This is a genomic window from Halogeometricum pallidum JCM 14848 (genome assembly GCF_000337095.1).
GTDB classification, from domain to species: domain Archaea; phylum Halobacteriota; class Halobacteria; order Halobacteriales; family Haloferacaceae; genus Halogeometricum; species Halogeometricum pallidum.
Genome location: NZ_AOIV01000045.1, coordinates 1 through 20617, shown reverse-complemented (window position 1 = coordinate 20617; position 20617 = coordinate 1). Strand labels below are relative to the sequence as shown.

The following is a 20617-nucleotide window of genomic DNA, read 5'->3' as shown; positions in this document are numbered from 1 at the left end:
TATTACGCGGCGGCGGCCCCACTGTCACATGAGGGATTTGATAAGCGCGGTACGGAGAGCGGTGAGAGGAACGGACGAACCGGCGAAACGGACCGACGGGGGCGTCGCCGAGGAGTCGGCGACGGCGCGCGGCGCGTCGGCCGGCGGCGCGTCGTTGGACGGACACACCGCCCCAACGGGCGGACTGCGGCCGGAACCCGACGCGACGGACGAGATGGAACGGGTCCGCTACGAACGGGACTACTGGCGCGGGCTCTTCGAACAGGTCGTCGAATCGCACCCCGAGTCGGCGTTCGTCGTCGACGACGACGACGTCGTCGCGTATCTCAACCCCGCCGCGGAGGCGGCGTTCCAAATGGAGGGAACCGATGTCGTCGGCACGAACGTCTACGATGCGTTCCCGATTCCCGCCGACGTCGAGACGTTCGCACAGACCGTCGCGCGCGAGGGGGAATCGCGCAGTGAGGACGAGTTCCGACACGTCACCACGGGCGACGCGGACGGGTGGTTCCGCTCGACCGGCGTCGCCCTCCGGAACCCCGAGGGAGAGGTCGTCGCCGGGTTGGAGATGGCTTCGGACGTCACGGACCTCGTCGAGCAGAACAGGGCGATAACGGGCGCACAGAGCCAGGTCTCCGAAGAGATGCGGACGACCGCCGACGAGGCGACGCAGGTCGCCGACCGCGTCGGCGAGGCCGTCCACGAGGCGCGGACGCTGGCCGGCGAGCAGGCCGAGAACATGGACGAGGTGTCCGGCGAGGTGGGGTCGCTGTCGGCGACCGTCGAGGAGATAGCCGCCTCGGCAGACGAGATAAACGAGCGCTCCGAGGAGGCCGAGACACTGGCCGCCGAGAGCACCGAGTCGGGCGAACGCGCGGTCGAGCGAATGGAGAACGTCGCCGTCTCCGGCGAGGAGGCCGCCGAACAGACGCGCGAACTCGCCGACCAGGTGGCCGAAATCGACGACATCGTCGAGGTCATCAACGACATCGCCGACCAGACGAACATCCTCGCGCTGAACGCCAACATCGAGGCCGCGCGGGCGGGCGAGGCCGGCGAGGGGTTCGCCGTCGTCGCCAACGAGGTCAAATCGCTCGCCAACGAGGTCCAGACCGAGTCCGAGCGCATCGAGGAGATAATCCACGAGACTCGCGAGGACGCCGGCGAAACGGTCCGGAGCATCGAATCGGTCACCGAAGAAGTCCGGAGCAGCGCCGAGGCCGTCCGCGAGATGGTGGACAACCAAGAGGCCATCGTGGACGCCGTGAGCGCCACGTCGACCGGGATGGAAGACATCGCCGGCGCGACGGACGACCAGGCGGTCCGCACCGAGGAGGTGGCGAGCATGATAGACACCGCGACCGAACGCTCCAAACAGGTCTGCGCGGAGGTCGAGACGGCGGCAGAGGCGAACGAGGAGCAGGTCAGACTCGTCGGCGAAATCGCCGCGTCGCTGGAGCAACTCGGAGCAGCTATCGCCGACATCGACGTGAACGCCTCCGGCGTCGACGTCCGAAACGACGTCTCGGAGGCAGCCGAGGCCCCCCAGACCGCTCCGGGCGCGGAGTAACCCCCGTCGGTCGGGCGTTCTCTTTTCAGCGATTCGGTCGTTCGCTGTTCGCTCGCTCCGTCACTCGAACTCGGCGTCCCGCTTGTCGAGGAAGGCGTCCATCCCCTCCCGCTGGTCGTGGGTGCCGAACAGTCCGCTCCACGCCCGCGTCTCCAAGTCGAGGCCGGTCGCCCGCGGCGCCTCGTGGACGGCGTTCATCGCCTCCTTCGCCGCGCGGAGGGCGAACCGCGGCTTCCCTGCGAGTTCGGCCGCCATCTCCGCGACGTGCCCTCTGAGTTCGTCGTGCGCGACCACCTCGCCGACGAGTCCGCGCTGGTAGGCGTCCGTCGCGTCGACGCGTTCGCCGAAGAATATCATCCGCCGGGCCGTCTCGTCGCCGACCAGCGCCGGGAGGCGCTGCGTACCCCCCCAGCCGGGGATGATGCCGAGGTCTATCTCCGTCTGCCCGAGGAGGGCGCGCTCGGAGGCGACGCGCAGGTCGCAGGCGAGGGCGAGTTCGCACCCGCCGCCGAAGGCGTAGCCGTTGATGGCGGCGATGGTCGGCGCGGGGAACGATTCGATGGCCGCGGCGATGCGGTGGCCCTGCTCGGCGTACGCCTGCGCCTCGACCGTCCCGAGGTCCTTCATGTGGCCGATGTCCGCGCCGGCGACGAACGCCTCGTCGCCCTCGCCGGTGACGACGAGACACCGCGCCTCCGCCTCGCGCGCCTCGTCGAGAGCCTCCTCGATGGCGTCCAACGCGTCGGCGTTCAGGGCGTTCATCCGGTCGGGTCTGTCGACGACGAGGGTCGCTACGTCGCCGTCCCAGTCGAGTCTGATGGTATCCCACGACATGGCCGAGGCGACGCGGGGCGGGAGGGTAAACGTTCGCCCGGACGGCGCCTCCCCGGATGGGGTCGCGGTCCTCCGGTCAACTCGCGTCCGGCATGAAACAGGTCTATTACGTCCCGGAAGAACCACCCCGGTATGACCCTCTCTGAGAAGGCGAAAGAACGGTTGGCGGACGTCGTCCGTCTCCAACCGACGAAGAACAAGGAGTTGCAAGATAGCTGGGGGTTGGAGTCCGGCAGCGAGGTGCACCAGTACCTCGAGAACGAACTGAAGGAGTACTACTACCGCGACGACAACAGCCTCATCCGCGCGACGGCCGACGCCGCCGAGTTGGTCGACGTCGAACCCGGCGTCGAGGTGGACGACGCGGAGGAGGGAGGGGTACCGTCGGTCATCCGCGTGCCCGCCCTCGAAGCGCGGGTGTTCGAGGTGCTCGCCGGACCGGACGAACGCTCCGAGAGCGTCGTCAGCGTGTTGAACAAGGTCCGCGAGGCGTACGACGCCGACCCGGAGGTCGACGAGGTCCGCCGCGCCCTCCAGAGCCTCCGTCGGAAGGGCGTCGTCGAAGTCGTCTATCGGACCGTTCCGACGTTCCGCCTCGCCGTCGAACGCGACGAAGTCGACGTGGAAGTCACCGACTGAACGGTCGCTCTTTCCCCTCGGCGGCGGCCTCGCACTCTCTGACCCGTGTTCGCCGGTCGCCGAGGAGACGCTTGATACCCTTTCCCGGGCCGCCCTCGATGGGCCACCCGCGGGTGCGCCAGACGGGCGGTTCCGGTTCGAACTCCGGGCAGGACCCGGCGCACTCGGCGGCCGTCTGCGACCGCTCCTTCGCCGCACAGTGGGGCACGAGGGCGCGGCCGAACCGCCGGAGTTCGAAGTGCCGGCAGTCCGGACGCATCGTATCGTGGTACGAGCGCCAACCGGACCCGTAGGCGCGTTCGGCGAGTTCGAGGCGCGTCGTCCGTCGCTCCTCGTCGCTCTCCGCGTCCGGCGGCGTCACGTCGCTCGGGTGCCACTCGACGGCGGCGTCGGCCCACCCCTCGCCGGGCGCGTCGGCGTCGAACGCGAAGGCGAGGATGCCGACTTCGACGGGCACGTCTTCGAGGAGGGCGGGTTCGACCCGGTTCCCGGTCGCGTGCGTCGCCACCCACACCTCGTCGGCGAGGGCGTCCTCGACGTCGCGCGTGAGTTGGTCAGAGAGGGCGCGCGCCGCCGACGCGTCGAGGTCAGGCTTGTTCTCTATGGCCACGATGCGCCGCACCCAATCGGGGTAGGGCGCGACGCGGCGAATCTCGATGCGGTTGCCGCGTCGGCGCTTCTCCACGACCCCGCGCCCGGCCGCGCGGTGGACGGCGGCGCGGACGTAGCGCCACGGGTAGCCGGGGTGCGGCAGGGCGTCGCGGTACCACGCCCACTCCGCGGGCGCGTTACGGACGACGTGCAGGAGGTCCGAGTCGAGTTCGCGGTCGCCGAAGCGCGCGCGCGCCGTCAGTCCGGCCGGGTCACACTCGACGACGACGGTGTCCCAGCGCCGCCGCTTGGTGCCGAGTTGCCGGGCGACGAGGACGGCGCTCCCGTCCTCGCTCCGTTCTCCGTCTGGGGGCCACGCTTCCTCGGCCCACCGACAGACGAGCAACTCGAAGCCGAACTCGGCGTCTCCGGGGTACACGTGGGTCGGTCGGCGCCGCGTCAGCAAGTGGATTTCGGGTTCGACGTTCGCGTCCGCGCGGGGCGTCGTCGACGGAGCGGTCACTACCGACGGCCCCGACGGAGCGGACGGGGACGAACGCGACCACCGCGACGACGCGGAACTCAGGCGAGGTACTGGCGGGAGCCCTCCTCGTCGTCGTCGCCGTCGCCGTCGCTGGCGACGTCGTCGAGGTACTGGTGGGCCTTCTTCAGGATGTTTCTCGGCCCGTCCTGCGTGATGGTGTTGAGCGCCTGTTCGTAGTCGCGCCACTGGAGGTCGCGGTGCTCGGTCGACAGTTCGGCGCTGGCCTCGAACGACCGGGCGATGAACAGGTGTACCGTCTTGTGGATGGTCTTCCCGTTCGCCTCGAACACGTAGTCGTAATCTTCGCGGAAGCCGTCGACGAGGCGGAACTCTTCGATGCCCGCCTCCTCTTTGACCTCGCGGATGGCAGTCTGCTGGAGTTCCTCTTTCCCTTCGACCCCGCCTTTGGGGAACTCCCAGTCCCCCGGTCGGCTCTTCAGGAGCAAGTACTCCCTTCGGCCGCGGGTGTCGCGGAAGAGGATGGCTCCAGCGCTCACCGCTTGCACTGGCATTACTATACGTAACCGTGTCGGGTTTTAAGAGGCTATCGGTGCCTGTAGCGGCTTCGCGCGTCCGTTCATCAGTCGGGGGACGTGAGTGAACGGCACGGAGACGACGTGTAGGTGCGTTTTTACGCCTCGGTATCCTCTCACGTCCTACGCGCACCCAGCCATGACCTTCGTAACCAAACTCACGTTCCAAAGCGGGAATCGCTACGAACTGGAGGACCAACTGTCCGACCTGCAGGAGATGATCGAACGCAAGGGCGCCGAGTGCAAGGGGCCGCACGCCGCCCCGACGGAGCACCACACCGTCCCGCAGTACCGAAACCTCGCCCCGGGCGACGAGTTCTCCTCGTGGGACTACACCGTCTACTCCCGGAAACTGGAGATACACGGAAACGACCACATCGCCCGCGAGGTGGGCCACATGGACTTCCCCGAGAGCCTGCACGTCGAGATAGAGGTCGAACAGAAGAAACCGCTCGGCCACCGCAACAAGTAGCGGCGTCGGTTCGACCTACGTCTCGTCTCTCTCCCGTTCTCCGCCGCGTCTCACTCCGCTTCTTCGACGACTTCGAGCAGTCGCCCGCGGCCGCGGTGCGTCCCGGCGTCGAAGGACTCCACCTCGAACCGGACCGTCGCGTCCACCAGCGCCGGGTCCCCGTCGGGCAGTTCGATGACGGAGTCGCCGATGCGGACGAGGAGCGTCGACCCCTCGGCGCCGGTGACGAACGCGACCAGTTCCTCGCCCGGTTCGTACGTCGGCGTCGCCGTGCGGAGGTGGAGGCCGGCGGTTAGCTTGTTCCAGAGGCTCATACGCGCTTCACCTCCTCGCTGACGCGGTCGGGAACGTACTCCAATCCGTAGCCGGTCCACGCGGCGAACAGGAAGACGCCGACGAGGAACCAGCCGTGGAACACGTACGGCCAGACGCTGGCCGGGTTGACGACCATCGCCTGCGTGAACCACTCGTACTCTTGAGGGAGACTCTGCATCGAGGTATAACCCGCCAGCAGACCGCCGCCCCACGGGAAGATGTACCCCAGCGCGGAGGTGTTGGCGTCGAGGATGTTCGCGCGGCGGTAGCCGTTAATGTTGAACCGTCGACCCAGGGTACGGATGTACGGGGCGATGGCGATTTCGGCGGCGGTGTTGATGGTTATCATCGCGTTGACGAGGGCGGTGCCCAGCACCATCGTCGTCTCCGCGCGGCGGACGGTGGTGGCGACGCTGTCGAGCAGGAAACTCAGGATGGCGTCGAACGCGCCGCCGCGCTGCATCACCTGCGCGCCGGCGACGATGAGCAGGACGAGGACGATGAGCGGGAAGAAGCCGGACGCACCCGCGTACAGGCTTCCGGCGACGGCCGTCTCGCCCGGCGCGACGGGGACGACGAACGCGCCGATGACGGGAATCGAATCCACGGTCTGAACGAGCCCCGACTCCTGCGACGCCCGGAACGCGAGCATCGCCGACGGTTCGGCGAGGCCGAGGGCGACGTTGAGGACGGCGGAGACGAGCAGTCCCCACGAGACGGCCTCGATGATGTGCCGACCGGCGACGGCGGTGGCGATGACGATGGCAATGGAGACGAGGTGGACGAGTCCGAGCGCCGATACCCCCTGTCCGACCGTGCCCGCGTTGACGGGGTCGCCGCTCATGGCCTGCCCGGCCACGAGGTACGCGGCGAACGCGAGGACGGCCGCGACGAGGGCGTACTTCAATCGTGAAGCGACCACGCCGCCGATGTCGGCGTTCTGCGTGACGGCCGAGACGATGGTGGTGTCGCTGACGGGCGCGAGGTTGTCGCCGAAGACAGCCCCCGAGAGGATGGCGCCGAACAGGAGCACCGGATTGGCCCCGAGGGCGACGCCCGCGGGGAAGACCAACGCGGTGAACGCGATGGCGGTGCCGTAGCCGGTGCCGATGCCCGTCGCGAGGAGGGCGGCGAGCAGGAACGTGAGCGCAGGGAACAGCGACGGCCCGACGCTGACGGCGTCGGCGGCCCAGACGAGGCCGTCGACGAAGCCGCCGACCTGGATGGTCTCGGCGAACATGCCGGCCCACAACCACGCGACGATGGCCGTCGCGGCGACGCGTTCGGTCATCCCGTCGAAGACGGCGTCGGCGTAGTTCTTCCACGGCCCTTTCACGAGGAACATCCCGACGACGAGTCCGACGAGCATCCCGATGACGAGTCCGGTCGTGTCGCCGACGCCGAGCACTCCGCTCTGGACGATAGCCCAGACGATGAAAAACGCGATGGGGACGGCGCTGGCGAGGCGGCCGCCGCGGAACCGCAACTCGCCGCCGTCCTCGGTCAGTTCGGTCATTCGCTCGCACGGTCACGACGGACCATGATAAACCGCCCGCTCTCGTCCGAGTAGACGACCCCTGAGACGTTCTCGTCGCCGTGAACGAACGGCGGAACGCGAGCGCCGAGGAACCCGAACCCGGACCCTGACCTCCCGGTAAACCCCCCGGGGTTACCGAGATTTATCACGGCGCACGTCGACCCCTGGGTATGACGTCCTCGGACCTCGTCGAACTCCGACGCGACCTGCACCGCCATCCCGAACCCGCCTGGCGCGAGTTCTACACCACCGCCCGCCTCGTCGACGAACTGGAGACGCGCGACCTCGACGCCCTCTACGTCGGCCCCGAGGTGCTCTCGGAGGAGGACCGGATGGCCGTGCCCGGCGAGGAGGAACTCGAAACGTGGTTCGACCGCGCCCGCGAGGCCGGCGCGCGCGAGGACATCCTCGACCGTCTCCGGGGCGGGTACACCGGGGCGGTGGCGGTGTTAGAACGCGGCGAGGGACCGACCGTCGCCCTCCGCGTCGACATCGACGGCCTCCCGATCACCGAGTCCGATGGCGACGACCACGTCCCCTTCTCCGGCGGGTTCCACTCGGAGAACGAGGGGTACATGCACGCCTGCGGGCACGACGCCCACGCGACCATCGGCGTCGGCGTCCTCGACGCGGTGGCCGAGAGCGACTTCGCGGGCACGCTGAAGGTGTTCTTCCAACCCGGTGAGGAGCAGATAGCCGGCGGAAAGGCGATGGCGAAGTCGGGACACCTCGACGACGTGGACTACCTTCTCGCGGTGCACGTCGGCCTCGACCACCCCTCCGGCGAAATCGTCGCCGGCGTCAACGGCTTCCTCGCCGTCTCGCACTTCGAGGCGACGTTCACGGGGGCTCCGGCGCACGCCGGCGCGAAACCCGAGGAGGGGGACAACGCCGTGCAGGCGATGGCGACGGCGATACAGAACCTCTACGGCATCCCCCGCCACGCCGACGGCGCGACGCGCGTGAACGCCGGCGTCGTCGAGGGCGGCACCGCCTCGAACATCATCCCCGAGGAGGCGTCCATCGGCGGCGAAGTGCGCGGTGAAACCACCGAACTGATGCAGTACATGGAGGAGAAGGGGCGTCGAGTCGTCCGGTCGGCCGCCGAGATGCACGGCTGTGAGGTGGACGTCTCCACGGAGGGGAAGGCCCCCTCGGCGAGGAGCGACGAGGAACTCGTCTCCATCGTCTCGGCCGTCGCGAGGGCGAACGGCGGCGTCGAGTCGGTCATCGAAACCGACGCGCTCGGCGGGAGCGAGGACGCGACGTACCTCATGCAGGAGGTCCAAGACAACGGCGGCCTCGCGGCGTACGTCGGCGTCGGCACCGACCACCCCGGCGGCCACCACACCCGGACGTTCGACGTCGACGAGGAGTCCATCGGACTCGGCGTCGAAGTGCTCGCGGGAGCGGTTCTCGACATCGCGTCGTCGCGTCCGTAATCCGACGGGGCGACGGCGGGCGGTTCGCGACTCAGTACTTCGGGTCGGCGCCGGTGACCGCGTACGCCTCCTCCATCAGGCGGTCGCGTTCGGACTGCCACCCGTCGAGTGCGCCCGGACGGCGCGGGTAGCGGTTGTAGTGGCCCATCAGGTCGTCCGCGACGTTCTTCGTCTGGTAGAACTGATAGATCTCCTCCCAGAACCCGTAGGACTCCTTGGCGGTCTTCGCGACGAGTCGCGGACTGAACGAGGTGGTCCCGGAGTAGAGCGCCTCGGCGAGTTTCTCGCCCGGCAGACGGGCCAAGAGTCCCGTGAGGCCGTTTACGTCGATGGCCGTCGAGAGGATGTTGTAGACGTCGAGGCCGGCGTAGCGGGCGCCGAAGTGGTCCATCACGCGCTCGTTGTAGTGCCAGAGGGCCTCCTCGCTCACGTCGCCCTCGCCGATGGCGCGGACGGCCTGTTCGCCCGCGTACTTGCCGGCGTAGGCGGCGCCGGCGATGCCGCCGCCGGTGGTGGGGTTGACGTGGCCCGCCGAGTCGCCGACGGCGACGAACCCGGGCGCGACGGCGGAGTCGTAGGGGCGGCGCGTCGGCAGGGCCGCGCCGAGTTTGTCCGTCACCGTCGCGTTCTTGAACTCGGGTCGAGACCGGAGGTCCTTCTTCAGGTCGTCGACGAGTTTCATCGGTTCCTCGGTCATCTGGAAACCGAGGCCGGCGTTGATGGTCGTCTCCGTCCGCGGGAAGTACCAGATGTAGCCGGCGGCGACCTCCGCGGGTTTGAACACGAGGGCGTCGGACCAGTCGACGGGCTCTTCGACCTCGATGATTTCGCGGTACGCCGAGCAGAACTGCGAGTAGGCGACGTTCGTGTCGAACGTCGCGTCCGCGAGGTCCGCCTTGTCCTGCAGGATGGAGAGCGCGCCCGCCCCGTCGACGGTGACGTCGGCTTCGTACTCGACGACGTCGCCCTTCCGCTTGGCGCGGACGCCCGTCACCCGGCCGTCGTCGTCCTGCGTCACGTCCTGCACGACGGTGTCGTAGTGGAACTCCGCGCCCGCGTTCTCCGCGCCGTCGATGAGGCGGCGGCCGTACTCCCAGCGGTCGATGACCGCGAGTTCGCCCGGAACCGGGATTTCGAGGACGGAGTCCTCCTGCGGAATCTCGAAGCGGCCGTGGTCGACGTCCGTGTTCGTGAACGCGGGCTGAATCTGCTCTTTCGGGATGGCGTCGGGGAACGCGTTCGCCCCCTTCAGCGCGTCGCCGCAGGCGATGTGTCCCGCCTCCTCGGCGGTCTTTCGCTCGACAACGACGACGTCGAGGCCCTCGCGAGCGATGGTCGCGGCGGCGTAGCACCCGGCGGTGCCCGCGCCGACGACGGCGACGTCGTACTCGTGGGTCGTGCTCATTGGTTCAGACTCTCGTGGGCGAGCGGAAAACTCTTTATTTGTCGTTTGCGCGGTGGCGCGGTTCGGCGGTCGCAGCGGCGGGCCACGGACGCCGACCGAACCGCGTCGCCGACTCAGAAGAACAGGTCGTCCGCGTCCGGTATCGACGCCGTCGCGCCGCGCTGCCACTCGCCACTAAACTCCGGGAGGGCGGCCAGTCGCGTCTCGTTCCGCCGGATCTCTCGCTCGATGCGGCGCGCGAGGGCGTCGATATCCGAGTCGAGTGAACTCATGGCACGCTGTTCGGACCGCGTGGCGATAGGTGGTTCGTTACGCCCCGTCGGTCTCGGGATCCCGGACGTCGCCGCCGAACACCATCTCGTTCCCTTCGGCCTCCTCGCCGTCGCCGTCGATGATGACGGCGTCGTCGCCCCCGGCGGTGCCGTCCGGCAGACCGCCCTCCGAGCGGTCGCCGTCGAGAATCTCCGCGCCGTCTGCGGGCGCGGCGCCCGCGGACGTGGCACCGTCGGAGGCGGCGGAAGCGACACCGTCGGCGCCCTCGGCGAGTCCGCGGAACGCTCCCGCGTCCCCCTCCGCGAGGTAGGACTCGACCCGTTCGCTCGCGCGGCGGGTGGCGTCGGCGAGCGAGTTCGGTCCGGAGGGGTCCGACGCCGCGAACGCGTCGAGGGCGTCGGCGCGAGAGGCGGCGTCAGCGCGGGAGACGCCGTCGCCGTGATTCGAGTCGGGTCGAGCGTCGGGCGAGGGTTCGGACTCCGCGGCGGCGCGGTCGACAGCGTCGACGACGCGCGCCTCTATCTCCGCGGCCGCGCCCTCGAATGACGCGGCGACGGCCCGGTCGGTGGCGATGGCAACGGTCTCCCGCAGGTCGTCCTGGTCGAGGCTATCTCCGCCTCCGAGGCGGTCGGAGACGGCGGCGGCCGTCGCGTCGATGCGGACGGCCGTCCGGCCGACGGCGGCGACGGCGGTACCGACGAGGACGAAACCGAGCGTCGGCGCGAGACGGCCGCTCCCGACCAGCGCCGACGCGGAAGCGCCGGCGCCGACGCCGTACCAGACGCCCGCGCCGGCGATGCCGAGGCCCGCGAGCGTCGGCGGGACCGCTCCGAGGTGGTAGCCGACGGCGCGTCGAACGGCGTCTCGCAATCGCATGCGCGGTGGTCGTCGAGTCGGTAGTTAACTCTCCCGTCCCGGTTACACGAATTGAGAACCGGCCCGTCCGGCGAACTCAGTCGTCGCCGGACTCGTAGTGGTCGCCCGCGGCCTCCGGCGTGCGCGTCCGCCCGAACAGCGCGAGGACGACGATGACCGTCACGTAGGGGATGGTCCGGACGAGCGGTTTCGGGACGGCGAACACGTCCCGCGCCTGCAGCGTCAACTGCAGGGCGTCCAGGCCGGCGAACAGCATCGTCGAGAGGAGCGCGCCGACCGGGTTGTAGTTGCCGAAGAGGTAGGCGACGATGGCGATGAACCCCTTGCCGTTGACCATCGTCGCCCCGTTGCCCGTGAACTGTCCGAGGCTCAGAGAGAGCGCCGCGCCGCCGACGCCTGCGAGGACGCCCGACAGCAGCACGGCCGCGTAGCGCACGCGCTGGACGTCGACGCCGGCGGTATCGAGCGCCTTCGGGTTCTCGCCGCTGGCGCGGACCCAGCGACCGAACGTCGTCCGGTTGATGGTGTACCACGAGAGGGCAACGGCGACGAACATGAGGTAGACGAACGGCGTCGCGTCGAACAGCGCGCCGAAGAACGGAATCCTCGAGAGCAGGGGAATCGTCAGCGTTCCCACCGTCTCGACGCTGGTCGTGTTCGGTCCACCGTACACCACCTGCGAGGCGAACGGGGCGAGTCCGAGCGCGATGAGCCAGACGGCGAGGCCGGCGATGACCTGGTCGGCGCGGAACTCGATGCAGACGACGGCGAACAGCGCCGCGAGGACGGTGCTCGCGACGACGCCGCCGAGGACGCCCATCCAGACGCTGCCGGTGACGTCGGTGAGGTAGACGCCGGTGAACGCCGCGATGATGAGCAGACCTTCGAGCCCGATGTTGATGACGCCGCTCTTCTCCGCGAAGATTCCGCCGAGCGCCGCGAACGCGATGGGGACCGAGAGGCGGAGCGTCGCCGCGAGCGTGGTCTGCGCCGTCAGGATGTCGAGCAGTCGACCGGCGTCGGACTCGGGGGCGACGACGCCGGCGACGGCGAGGACGGCGAGTCCGAGAACCGCGGCGCCGCCGACGACGCGGCGCCACGACAGGTCGCCGAACGAATCGCTACTCATCGGTCTCACCCCCCGAACCGCCGTCGGCGACCGGACGGGAACTCGGGTCGTCCTCGAACGTCCACACGCGCCGTCCGATCATCCGGAAGAACTCCGGCATGGCGACGAACAGGATGATGAGACCCCGGAGGACGCCGACCAGTTGCGGCGGCACGTCCGTCCCGACGTCGACGACGATGGAACCGCTCTTGAGGACGCCGAACAGCAGGGCCGCGAAGCCGACGCCGAGCGGGTTGTTCCCCGCGAGGATGGAGACGGTGATGCCATCGAAGCCGTACGAGGGGATGCCGGTCTGGAAGTTCCCGAGAATCATGAGCACGTACACCGCGCCGCCGAGGCCGCCCAGCGCGCCCGACAGCGCCATGCTGGTAACGACGGTTCGCGGCGCGTCGACGCCGCCGTACTCGGCGGCCTCGGGCTGAATTCCGCTCGTCCGGAGGTCGTAGCCGAACGAGGTCCGTTCGAGGAAGACGTAGATGCCCACGAGGACGGCGGCGGCGAAGAGGAAGGCGAGGAGCGAGAAGTCGTCGCGCGGTCTGAACACGGTGCTCGGAAACACCGCGTAGTCCGGGAGCGGAACCGTCTGCGTTGCGGCGCTCTCGGGGTCCGCGAAGTGGTCCTGCACGAGATACAGCGCCACGGAGGTGGCGACGAAGTTCAGCATGATGGTCGTGATGACCTCGTTGGCGTCCGCGTAGGCCTTCAACAGCCCCGGAATCGCCCCGTAGGCGGCGCCGAAGAGGGCGCCGACGAGGAGGCCGAACGGGACGAGAAGCACCGTCCCGAGGAGGCCGCTGACGAGCGTCGAGGCGGCTAACACGGAGACGGCCGTCGCCAACGCGCCGACCACGAGTTGCCCCTGCGTCCCGATGTTGAAGATGCCCGCGCGGAAGGCGACGGCGACGGCGACGCCGGTGAACATCAACACCGTCGTCTCCGACAGCGTCGTCGCGAACTGCCCGTTCAGCGGGTCGGCGAAGACGTTGCCGAACGCGCCGAGGAACAGGCGGTCGTAGACGGTGATCGGGTCGTAACAGAAGCCGACGCCCAAAAAGGAGGTAGCCGCCGTCCCGCACGTCGTCATCCGCCCCGCGGCGAGGATGAGGACGAAGCCGACGGCGATAGACAACAGGAGCGCCGCGGCGCTGATGAGGAAGCGCTCGAACGCCGAGGCGCGGACGAGTCGTTCCGCGCTGTCGCGGAGATTCACGACCGCTCACCCGCCACGTTCGTGTTCGTCGCGTCGTCCGCGGACGCGTCCGCCGCGAGGGCGGCGCGCTCGTAGGAGTCGGGGTACTCGCCGGCCATCAACAGTCCGAGTTCCTCCTCGGTCACCGTCTCGGGGTCGACGACGTCCATCAGTTCCCCCTCGTACATGACCCCGAGGCGGTCGGAGAGCCCCTGCACCTCGTCGAGTTTGGAGGAGACGAGGAGGACCCCCCGTCCGTCGTCCCGCAGGTCGAGCAGTCGCTCGTGGATGAACTCGGTCGACCCGATGTCGACGCCGCGCGTCGGATGCGTCGCGACGACGAGCGACGGGTCGCGTTCGAACTCGCGGCCGACGATGAACTTCTGTTGGTTCCCGCCGGAGAAAGAGTGGGCCTCCGCGTCGGCGTTCGGCGGGCGGACGTCGTACCGTTCGATGACGTCTTCGGCGTGCTGACGCGAGCGCTTCCAGTCGATGCGGCCGCCCTCCGCGAACGGCTCGCGGTGTTGGCTCCCGAGAATCGCGTTCTCGACGAGGTCGAACTCCATCACGAGGCCGCGTTCCTGTCGGTCCTCGGGGATGTAGGCCATCCCCTCCCGGATGCGGCGGCGGCGCGACCAGTCGTCTATCTGCTGGCCCTCGAAGGAGACGGAGCCCTCGGTCTGTTCGCGGAGGCCGGTGACGGCCTCGACGAGTTCGGACTGCCCGTTCCCGTCGACGCCGGCGATGCCGAACACCTCGCCCTCGCGCACGTCGAACGACACGTCGCGGACGACGTCGACGCCGCGTTCGTCCTCGACGCCGACGTCGCGGACGGAGAGCACCGTCTCGCCGGGGGAGGCGGGCGACTTGTCGAACTGCATCAGCACCTCGCGGCCGACCATCAGCGTCGCCAGTTCCTCGCGGTCCGTCTCGGCGGTGGGGAGCGAACCGACGTTCTTCCCGTTGCGGAGGACGGTCACCTCGTCGGCCGCTTCGAGCGCCTCGCCGAGCTTGTGCGTGATGAAGATTATCGTCTTACCCTGCGCGGTGAGTTCCTCCAGGACGGTGAACAGTTCTTCGACCTCCTGGGGGGTCAACACCGCCGTCGGTTCGTCGAGGATGAGGACGTCCGCGCCGCGGTAGAGCGCCTTCAGAATCTCCACGCGCTGTTGGACGCCGACGGAGACGTCCTCGATTCGCGCGTCGGGGTCGACGTCGAATCCGTAGCGACCCGACAGGTCGGTGACCTCCTCGCGGGCGCGTTCGCGGTCCACGGCGAGGCCGCCCCACTTCCGCGGTTCGTTCCCCAGGGTGATGTTCTCGGCGACGGTCATCGGGTCGACCAGCATGAAGTGCTGGTGGATCATGCCGACGCCGGCGTCGATGGCGTCGCGCGGCGAGTCGAACTCGCGCGCCTCGCCGTCGAGGGACACCGTTCCTTCGGTCGGTTCGTACAGGCCGTAGAGGACGTTCATCAGCGTGGTCTTCCCGGCCCCGTTCTCGCCGAGAAGCGCGTGCACCGTCCCAGCCTCTACGGTGAGGTCGACGTCGTCGTTGGCGACGACTCCCGGGAACCGCTTGGTTATCCCGTCGAGTCGGACGGCTGGTGGCATCGTTGGTGAAATGAGTGAGGAATCGTTTATCTCCGCCGATTCGATTTAGACGTTCGAGGGGTCGGTCGGGACGGAGACGGACCCGCCGACGACCTCTTCGCGGGCGGCGGAGACGGCGTCTTTGACCCCGGAGGGAATCTCCGATTCGAGCGTGTCCCCGTAGACGAGGTCGACCCCGTCCTGCTCTAAGCCGAGCGTCGTGACGGCCCCGCCGTCGAACGAGTCGTTGGCGATGGCCTCGACGGACGTGTACACCGCCGTGTCGACGCGCTTGACCATGCTCCCGAGGATGACGTCGGCGTACGACGGCTTCGTGACGGACTGAGCGCGGTCGACGCCGATGGCGTAGTTGCCCTTCTCCTGGGCGGCCTGGAACACGCCGGTCCCGGTGTTACCGGACGCGTGGAAGATGATGTCGGCGCCGCTGTTGTACATCGCGATGGCCGCCTCGCTCCCGGCCGTCGGTTCGTTGAAGCTGCCGACGTACGTCGATTGGACCTCGATGGAGTCGTCGACGTATTTGACGCCGGCGGTGTACCCGGCCTCGAACTTGCCGATGAGGTCGCCCTCCTCGCCGCCGACGAACCCGACGACCTTCTCGTCGGGCTTCGTCGACCCGCCGCCCGCGCTGAACTCCATGGTCGTGAGTTTCCCCGCCATGACGCCGGCGAGGAACGACCCCTGCTGCTCTTTGAACACGTAGCTCGACACGTTGTCGGCTTCGACGGCGCTGTCGACGATCATGAACCGCTGGTCGGGGTAGTCCGAGGCGGTCTGCGAGAGGGCGTCGGCCTGCAGGTAACCGATACAGCTGACGAGGTCGTACTCCGGGCTGGTCGAACTGGCGAACTGCTGTTGGAAGTTCTGGAACTGCGAGACGGAGTCGGGTTGCGCCTCGTCGTACTGGACGTTGAACTCCTTCGCCGCCTGCTGGATTCCCTGCTGCGCCTGGTCGTTGAACGACCCGTCGCCCAGTCCGCCGGTGGCGTACACCATCCCGACGTTGATGGTCTGGCCCGACCCCGCGGTCGACTCCTCGCCCGTTCCCGTTCCCGTCGACTCCCCGTCGGAGGACGTCTCCGTGCCCTCCGCGGTCGTTCCGTCGCCCTCGCTCGTGGGACCGCCGGAACAGCCGGCCAGTCCCGCGATACCTGCCACACCCGTCGCCTTTAAGAATCTGCGTCTATCCATGACTGTGGACACCTACCAGATAACCGAGGAGAGGTGGCCATAAGTGCGTCGTTTCCGTTCTCATTCCGTGAGTGAAACAGCCGTACGCGGACGAACGCTGTTCTCGCCGGCGGAATCGCGCACGTCCGTACAGTTACGCGGCCGCGTCGACGGCCGCCGCCACCACGTCGGTGACGGCGTCGACGAACGCGTCCACGTCGTCGGCCTCGGCGTACACCCGGACGTACGGTTCCGTCCCCGAGGGCCGGACGAGCGCCCACGACGCGTCCGCGCGTTCGATGCGGACGCCGTGCTCGGTGTCCACGTCGGCCTCGGGGAACGCCTCGGGGAGCGCCTCCGACACGCGCGCCATGGCGGCCTGCTTCGCCTCGTCGGGACACTCGACGCTCACCTTGCGGTACGGGCGTTCGGTGACGGGTTCGCGTAGGTCGTCGAGACCCCGTTCGGCGACGAGACGGGTGAAGACGGCCGCGGAGGCGACGCCGTCTATCCACCCGCCGAGTTCGGGGTGGACGTGCTTCCAGGGTTCGGCGGCGAACACCACGTCGCCGCCGGCGGCGCGCGCCGACGCGATACCCTCGTGGAGGGCGCCGAGTCGGACGCGTTCGACCCGGCCGCCCGCCGCGCGGACCCGTTCGTCGATGCGGCCCGAGGCGTTCGGCGTCGTCACCACCACCGGGTCGTCGGCTTCGGCGTCGCGCACGAACTGTTCGGCGAGGATGGCCACGACGGTGTCCTCGTGGACGATATCGCCGTCGGAGTCGACGACGACGATGCGGTCGGAGTCGCCGTCGTGGGCGATGCCGAAGTCGTAGTCGCCGCCGGGTTCGGTCTCCTCGTCGGCGAGGAACGCCCGGAGGTCAGAGAGCGTCTCCGGCGTCGGCTTCGACCCCCGGCCGGGGAAGTGACCGTCCACCTGCCCGTTGAGGGTGACGACGCGCGCGCCCAGTCGGCCGAGGACCTGTGGCGTCCCGAGCGCGGACATCCCGTTGCCGCAGTCGACGACGACGTTCAGGCCCTTGGGGTCGGCGCCGAACCCGCGGGCGTAGCGGACCACCGCCTCGCGGTAGTCCGCGAGCACGTCGACGGATTCGCCGTCTCCCCAGAGTTCCCACGGCGCCGGCGAGGGGTCGGCGGCGACGCGCTCCTCGACCCCTCGTTCGAGGCCGCGGTCGTACTCCTCGCCGTCGACGAACACCTTGATTCCGTTGTCCGTCGGCGGGTTGTGCGAGGCGGTGAGCATGACGCCGCGGCGACCCTGCGAGGCGAACGCGAGGGCGGGCGTGGGGAGGGTGCCCGCGCGGCGCACGTCGGCGCCGGCGGATTCGAGGCCCGCCTCGACGGCGGCGGCGAGCGCCGGCCCCGTCGTCCGACCGTCGCGTCCGACGACGACTTCCGCCCGCCTGTTCGACTCCACCGCGTCCAGACCCACCGCACGACCGACCGAGAGCGCCAGTTCGGGCGTGACGCGCGTCGCCGCGTCCCCCCGAATCCCGGCGGTTCCGAAGAGTTCCATGTGGGCGAGTCGGCGGCCCGTCACTTAGATGGCTTCGGTTCTCGGGGCGGTTCCGCGGCCGGCCGATACTTGACGGTGGCGCCTGAACGCGTGGGTATGACAGACGAGCGAACGCGCGCCCACGTCTTCGTCACCGGCAGGGTGCAGGGCGTCTACTACCGGGCCAGCACGCGCGACGCCGCCCGCGAACGGAACCTCGACGGCTGGGTGAAGAATCTCGACGACGGCCGCGTGGAGGCCGTGTTCGAGGGCCCCGAAGGCGACGTCGAAGAAGTGGTCGAGTGGTGTCACACCGGCAGCGACGCCGCCGAGGTGGAGTCCGTCGACGTCGAGTACGGCGACCCCGAGGGCGAGTCGGGGTTCCAAATCGAGTGGTGAGAGAGGGCGAAGGCTAAGTCGCTGAGAGCGTCTGGGAGGGTATGAGTAATCGCCCGAGAACGGACCGCGGCGGGTTCGGCGTCCTCGCGTACGTCTACGGGTTCGTGACGCTCGTCGGCCTCGCCGTCACCGCCGGCACCGGCTACCTCCTCGTCCGCGGCCCGTTCCTCGGCGGGGCGCTTCTCGAACCCGTTCCGTTGATGGTCGCCCTCGGGGGATTCGTCGTCGGCGTCGTCGTCCTCGCGTGGGGGGCGACGCGCGCCGCGCGGGTCGGCCGGTTCTGACTGCCCGACTCAGAAACCGAGCATCTCCAGGACGTCCTCGTGGGCCTCGCCGTTCGAGGCGAGGATGCCGTCGCTGTCGTGCCGCCAGCGGTTCCCGTCGAGGTCGGTGACGGTGCCGCCCGCCGCCCGGACCATGTGGACGCCCGCGACGGTGTCCCACGGGTGCGCCTGACCGATGCCGAGGGCGGCGTCTATCGACCCCGCGGCGACCATGGCGAACGTCACCTGCGCCGACCCGATGCGCCGCATGTCGCCCAGTTCCTCGAAGCAGGTCTCGATGACCGACATGTACTGTCCGCGGTTGTCGTCGCTCACCTTCAGCGTGGGCGAGACGACGAAGCGCTCGGGGTCCGTCTCGTCGCTCACCGTCGTCTCCTCGCCGTTCTTGCGGAGGGTGTCCTCGTCGGCGACGAACGTGTGCCCGACGGCCGGCCGCGTCACCGCGGCGGCGACGGGTTCGGCGTCGCGGACGGCCGCCACCGCCTGACACCACGCGGTGAAGCCGTGGAGGTAGTTCGACGTGCCGTCGATGGGGTCGACGATCCAGGCGTCGCCCTCCTCGGGGGCCTCCTTCGGCGTGTCCCCCTCCTCGCCGACGACGGCGTCGTCGGGGTAGTGCTCGGCGATGACGTCCAGTATCTCGTCCTGGGCGGCGGCGTCCGCCTCGCTCACCACGTCCGTCTTCGAGGTCTTCTCTTCGGTCGCGATGTCCTCCTCGAACATCCCCATCGCTACGTTCGCGCCTGCGGTCGCCGACTCCTCGGCGACCGTCGCTCTGTCGGTCATGGTCGGGCAGTCGGCGGCCACCGAGAAATAGCCTCGGGCGGTGGCCGAGACGGCTCGAGTCGGTCGTTACCGACCCTCGCGGTTCCGGCCGCCGTCGGTGGCGAGGCGGTCCGAATCCGACCCCGAATCTGCATCCGCGTCCGCGCCCGCCGGCGCCCCGCCCATCGGCACGTCGGGGCTCTCGTTGGCGAAGCGGTCCCAGATGACCAGCGCCGAGGGGAGGATGACGAGCGACGTGAGGAACGAGTAGACGATGGAGACGGCCGTGAGCACGCCAAACTGCCCCAGCACCGAGAGCAGCGAGAGGACGAGGACGCCGATGCCGAACGCCGTCGTGAACATGCTCCCCATGAGGGCACCGCCCGTGCCGACGACGGTCCGCCGCAGCGCCGTGTGCAGGTCCGCCCCCTTTCGCTCGTCGACGAAGCGGTGGACGACGTGGACGGAGTAGTCGATGCCCAACCCGATGGTGAGCGAGAGGATGGTTGCGGTGAACGCGTTGAACGAGATTCCCAGGAGGCGCATCGTCGCCGCGACGCCCGCCACCGACACCACGATGGGCAGGAGGTTGGCGAGGGCGATGGAGGGGAGGCCGTCGAGGAGCCAGTAGCTGAACACGAGGAACACCACCGTCCCCCCGAGGGCGAGAGCGAGACTCGTCACCGCGGAGTTGAAGATGAGATCCGACACCGCCTGGAAGACGACGATGTCGCCCGTCGCGACGGCCTCGTACCGGAAGCGCTCGGCCATCTGCTCGCCGTCCTCGGTCGCCTCGGCGTCCGCCACGTCGGCCGAGACGGTGTAGACGACGCGGGCGCTGCGATGATCCTCGGCGAGGTACCGGTCGACCTGCGAGGACGCCGGCGACGTCTCCAAGTAGTCGTATATCTCTCCGAGGTCGTCGTCGGGGATGCCGTTATCGTTCGCGTCGTTCCGGGCGACGAGGCGGGCGAACTCGGGGTCCTGCTCGGCGTAGTCGCGGATGACGGTGACGACGCTCGTCGACTCGGCGCGGCCGTCCGTGACGACGAAGGAGTCCGGCGGGTCCTCGCCGGCGCGGTGTATCTCTTCGAGCGCCGAGTCCTGCTCCATCGGCCGCTCGACGTATATCGTCACCGACCCCCCCTGCGAACTCGTGAAGCGCTCTTCGAGGAAGTTCAGCGTGGCGACGACGGAGTAGTCGCTCGGCGCGAACGGTTCCGGCAGCGACCGCAGGTAGGAGGGCACCTCCTCGGGCGGGAGGAAGTCCTCCTGCGTGAACGAGGTGTCGACGCCCGTCGCGTAGCCCGCCGCGCCGGCGCTGAACAGGAGGGCCGCGAGGACGAACAGCACGGGAATTCGGTCGGCGATACCGACGCCGACGCCGAGCACCTCGCCGAGCGAGGAGCCCTCGCGCCCGAGCGGTTTCTGACTGAACGTCGGAATCGGCCACGACTCCTTGCGGCGGTCCATCCACACCTTCGCGGCGGGGAGGAACACGCCGAAGATGAGGAACGTGAA

Annotated in this window: 21 protein-coding genes; 6 read left to right on the top strand and 15 right to left on the bottom strand. The window is 69.1% G+C overall.

The genetic code is table 11. From position 1 onward, the window contains the following. Window positions 1-28: 28 nt before the first annotated feature. A complete protein-coding gene (locus tag C474_RS19835; protein ID WP_083862095.1) occupies window positions 29-1570 on the top strand; it encodes a methyl-accepting chemotaxis protein in 1542 nt (513 codons plus the stop codon). Window positions 1571-1630: 60 nt separating this feature from the next. Here the strand turns inward: C474_RS19835 and C474_RS19830 are convergent, their stop codons facing one another. Further along, on the bottom strand, window positions 1631-2404 hold the full coding sequence (locus C474_RS19830; protein ID WP_008390006.1) for an enoyl-CoA hydratase/isomerase family protein: 774 nt from the start codon (window positions 2402-2404) through the stop codon (window positions 1631-1633). A 132-nt stretch (window positions 2405-2536) separates the two neighbouring features. Between C474_RS19830 and C474_RS19825 the strand changes: the two genes are divergently transcribed. Beyond that, the gene (locus C474_RS19825; protein WP_008390005.1) at window positions 2537-3043 is read left to right on the top strand and encodes a DUF5797 family protein; all 507 of its coding nucleotides are present in this window, start codon (window positions 2537-2539) and stop codon (window positions 3041-3043) included. On the opposite strand, the gene C474_RS19820 is transcribed toward C474_RS19825, so the two are convergent. Both C474_RS19820 and C474_RS19815 read right to left on the bottom strand, forming a co-directional pair. After that, entirely contained in the window at window positions 3033-4073 is a 1041-nt protein-coding gene (locus C474_RS19820) for a DUF5787 family protein (RefSeq protein ID WP_049917241.1), read from the bottom strand. The genes C474_RS19825 and C474_RS19820 overlap by 11 nt on opposite strands. A 143-nt stretch (window positions 4074-4216) precedes the next feature. Continuing rightward, window positions 4217-4690 (bottom strand): bis(5'-nucleosyl)-tetraphosphatase, encoded by a 474-nt coding sequence (locus tag C474_RS19815; RefSeq protein WP_049917215.1) that lies wholly within the window; start codon window positions 4688-4690, stop codon window positions 4217-4219. Between the two features lie 160 nt (window positions 4691-4850). Between C474_RS19815 and C474_RS19810 the strand changes: the two genes are divergently transcribed. Then, entirely contained in the window at window positions 4851-5183 is a 333-nt protein-coding gene (locus C474_RS19810; protein ID WP_008389999.1) for an uS10/mL48 family ribosomal protein, read from the top strand. A 50-nt stretch (window positions 5184-5233) separates the two neighbouring features. Here the strand turns inward: C474_RS19810 and C474_RS19805 are convergent, their stop codons facing one another. Both C474_RS19805 and C474_RS19800 read right to left on the bottom strand, forming a co-directional pair. Continuing rightward, window positions 5234-5497 carry a DUF7513 family protein gene (locus C474_RS19805; RefSeq protein ID WP_008389997.1) on the bottom strand — a complete coding sequence of 88 codons (264 nt, stop codon included), beginning with the start codon at window positions 5495-5497 and terminating at the stop codon, window positions 5234-5236. Next, complete coding sequence (locus tag C474_RS19800) at window positions 5494-7014, bottom strand: Na+/H+ antiporter NhaC family protein (RefSeq protein WP_008389994.1); 1521 nt, start codon at window positions 7012-7014, stop codon at window positions 5494-5496. Before C474_RS19800 ends, C474_RS19805 begins: the two co-directional genes overlap by 4 nt. A gap of 191 nt (window positions 7015-7205) precedes the next feature. Here C474_RS19800 and C474_RS19795 point away from each other — a divergent pair, with 191 nt between their 5' ends. Beyond that, complete coding sequence (locus C474_RS19795) at window positions 7206-8477, top strand: amidohydrolase (RefSeq protein ID WP_008389989.1); 1272 nt, start codon at window positions 7206-7208, stop codon at window positions 8475-8477. A 31-nt stretch (window positions 8478-8508) separates the two neighbouring features. Here the strand turns inward: C474_RS19795 and C474_RS19790 are convergent, their stop codons facing one another. From C474_RS19790 to C474_RS19760, 8 genes are all read right to left on the bottom strand, one after another. Next, window positions 8509-9882 (bottom strand): geranylgeranyl reductase family protein, encoded by a 1374-nt coding sequence (locus tag C474_RS19790; protein ID WP_008389988.1) that lies wholly within the window; start codon window positions 9880-9882, stop codon window positions 8509-8511. A gap of 113 nt (window positions 9883-9995) precedes the next feature. After that, on the bottom strand, window positions 9996-10154 hold the full coding sequence (locus C474_RS22765; protein WP_008389986.1) for a hypothetical protein: 159 nt from the start codon (window positions 10152-10154) through the stop codon (window positions 9996-9998). Between the two features lie 37 nt (window positions 10155-10191). Further along, window positions 10192-11031, bottom strand: coding sequence for a hypothetical protein (locus C474_RS19785; RefSeq protein ID WP_008389984.1), 840 nt, complete (start codon window positions 11029-11031; stop codon window positions 10192-10194). Window positions 11032-11107: 76 nt separating this feature from the next. Beyond that, entirely contained in the window at window positions 11108-12160 is a 1053-nt protein-coding gene (locus C474_RS19780) for an ABC transporter permease (RefSeq protein WP_008389983.1), read from the bottom strand. After that, complete coding sequence (locus C474_RS19775) at window positions 12153-13370, bottom strand: ABC transporter permease (protein WP_008389980.1); 1218 nt, start codon at window positions 13368-13370, stop codon at window positions 12153-12155. The genes C474_RS19780 and C474_RS19775 overlap by 8 nt, the downstream gene beginning before the upstream one ends. Next, window positions 13367-14962, bottom strand: coding sequence for an ABC transporter ATP-binding protein (locus C474_RS19770; RefSeq protein ID WP_008389978.1), 1596 nt, complete (start codon window positions 14960-14962; stop codon window positions 13367-13369). Before C474_RS19770 ends, C474_RS19775 begins: the two co-directional genes overlap by 4 nt. Before the next feature lie 45 nt (window positions 14963-15007). Continuing rightward, window positions 15008-16153 carry a BMP family lipoprotein gene (locus C474_RS19765; RefSeq protein WP_049917214.1) on the bottom strand — a complete coding sequence of 382 codons (1146 nt, stop codon included), beginning with the start codon at window positions 16151-16153 and terminating at the stop codon, window positions 15008-15010. Between the two features lie 133 nt (window positions 16154-16286). Beyond that, on the bottom strand, window positions 16287-17669 hold the full coding sequence (locus C474_RS19760; protein WP_049917213.1) for a phosphohexomutase domain-containing protein: 1383 nt from the start codon (window positions 17667-17669) through the stop codon (window positions 16287-16289). A 96-nt stretch (window positions 17670-17765) separates the two neighbouring features. Here C474_RS19760 and C474_RS19755 point away from each other — a divergent pair, with 96 nt between their 5' ends. Further along, window positions 17766-18047 (top strand): acylphosphatase, encoded by a 282-nt coding sequence (locus tag C474_RS19755; RefSeq protein WP_049917212.1) that lies wholly within the window; start codon window positions 17766-17768, stop codon window positions 18045-18047. Window positions 18048-18088: 41 nt separating this feature from the next. Next, the gene (locus C474_RS19750) at window positions 18089-18331 is read left to right on the top strand and encodes a hypothetical protein (protein ID WP_008389972.1); all 243 of its coding nucleotides are present in this window, start codon (window positions 18089-18091) and stop codon (window positions 18329-18331) included. Between the two features lie 9 nt (window positions 18332-18340). Here C474_RS19750 and C474_RS19745 read toward each other — a convergent pair whose 3' ends face one another. Together C474_RS19745 and C474_RS19740 are read right to left on the bottom strand one after the other, a co-directional pair. Further along, entirely contained in the window at window positions 18341-19117 is a 777-nt protein-coding gene (locus C474_RS19745; protein ID WP_008389971.1) for an inositol monophosphatase family protein, read from the bottom strand. 66 nt (window positions 19118-19183) lie between these two features. Next, window positions 19184-20617 (bottom strand): efflux RND transporter permease subunit (locus tag C474_RS19740; RefSeq protein WP_008389970.1); only part of this gene is annotated, 1434 nt, incomplete at its 5' end.

What these genes read in the sequence shown, in the direction of transcription:
- C474_RS19835 (WP_083862095.1), top strand. Translation starts at nt 29, where the DNA reads ATGAGGGATTTGATAAGCGCGGTACGGAGAGCGGTGAGAGGAACGGAC.
- C474_RS19830 (WP_008390006.1), bottom strand. Translation starts at nt 2,404, where the DNA reads ATGTCGTGGGATACCATCAGACTCGACTGGGACGGCGACGTAGCGACC.
- C474_RS19825 (WP_008390005.1), top strand. Translation starts at nt 2,537, where the DNA reads ATGACCCTCTCTGAGAAGGCGAAAGAACGGTTGGCGGACGTCGTCCGT.
- C474_RS19815 (WP_049917215.1), bottom strand. Translation starts at nt 4,690, where the DNA reads ATGCCAGTGCAAGCGGTGAGCGCTGGAGCCATCCTCTTCCGCGACACC.
- C474_RS19810 (WP_008389999.1), top strand. Translation starts at nt 4,851, where the DNA reads ATGACCTTCGTAACCAAACTCACGTTCCAAAGCGGGAATCGCTACGAA.
- C474_RS19805 (WP_008389997.1), bottom strand. Translation starts at nt 5,497, where the DNA reads ATGAGCCTCTGGAACAAGCTAACCGCCGGCCTCCACCTCCGCACGGCG.
- C474_RS19800 (WP_008389994.1), bottom strand. Translation starts at nt 7,014, where the DNA reads ATGACCGAACTGACCGAGGACGGCGGCGAGTTGCGGTTCCGCGGCGGC.
- C474_RS19795 (WP_008389989.1), top strand. Translation starts at nt 7,206, where the DNA reads ATGACGTCCTCGGACCTCGTCGAACTCCGACGCGACCTGCACCGCCAT.
- C474_RS19790 (WP_008389988.1), bottom strand. Translation starts at nt 9,882, where the DNA reads ATGAGCACGACCCACGAGTACGACGTCGCCGTCGTCGGCGCGGGCACC.
- C474_RS22765 (WP_008389986.1), bottom strand. Translation starts at nt 10,154, where the DNA reads ATGAGTTCACTCGACTCGGATATCGACGCCCTCGCGCGCCGCATCGAG.
- C474_RS19785 (WP_008389984.1), bottom strand. Translation starts at nt 11,031, where the DNA reads ATGCGATTGCGAGACGCCGTTCGACGCGCCGTCGGCTACCACCTCGGA.
- C474_RS19780 (WP_008389983.1), bottom strand. Translation starts at nt 12,160, where the DNA reads ATGAGTAGCGATTCGTTCGGCGACCTGTCGTGGCGCCGCGTCGTCGGC.
- C474_RS19770 (WP_008389978.1), bottom strand. Translation starts at nt 14,962, where the DNA reads ATGCCACCAGCCGTCCGACTCGACGGGATAACCAAGCGGTTCCCGGGA.
- C474_RS19765 (WP_049917214.1), bottom strand. Translation starts at nt 16,153, where the DNA reads ATGGATAGACGCAGATTCTTAAAGGCGACGGGTGTGGCAGGTATCGCG.
- C474_RS19760 (WP_049917213.1), bottom strand. Translation starts at nt 17,669, where the DNA reads ATGGAACTCTTCGGAACCGCCGGGATTCGGGGGGACGCGGCGACGCGC.
- C474_RS19755 (WP_049917212.1), top strand. Translation starts at nt 17,766, where the DNA reads ATGACAGACGAGCGAACGCGCGCCCACGTCTTCGTCACCGGCAGGGTG.
- C474_RS19750 (WP_008389972.1), top strand. Translation starts at nt 18,089, where the DNA reads ATGAGTAATCGCCCGAGAACGGACCGCGGCGGGTTCGGCGTCCTCGCG.
- C474_RS19745 (WP_008389971.1), bottom strand. Translation starts at nt 19,117, where the DNA reads ATGACCGACAGAGCGACGGTCGCCGAGGAGTCGGCGACCGCAGGCGCG.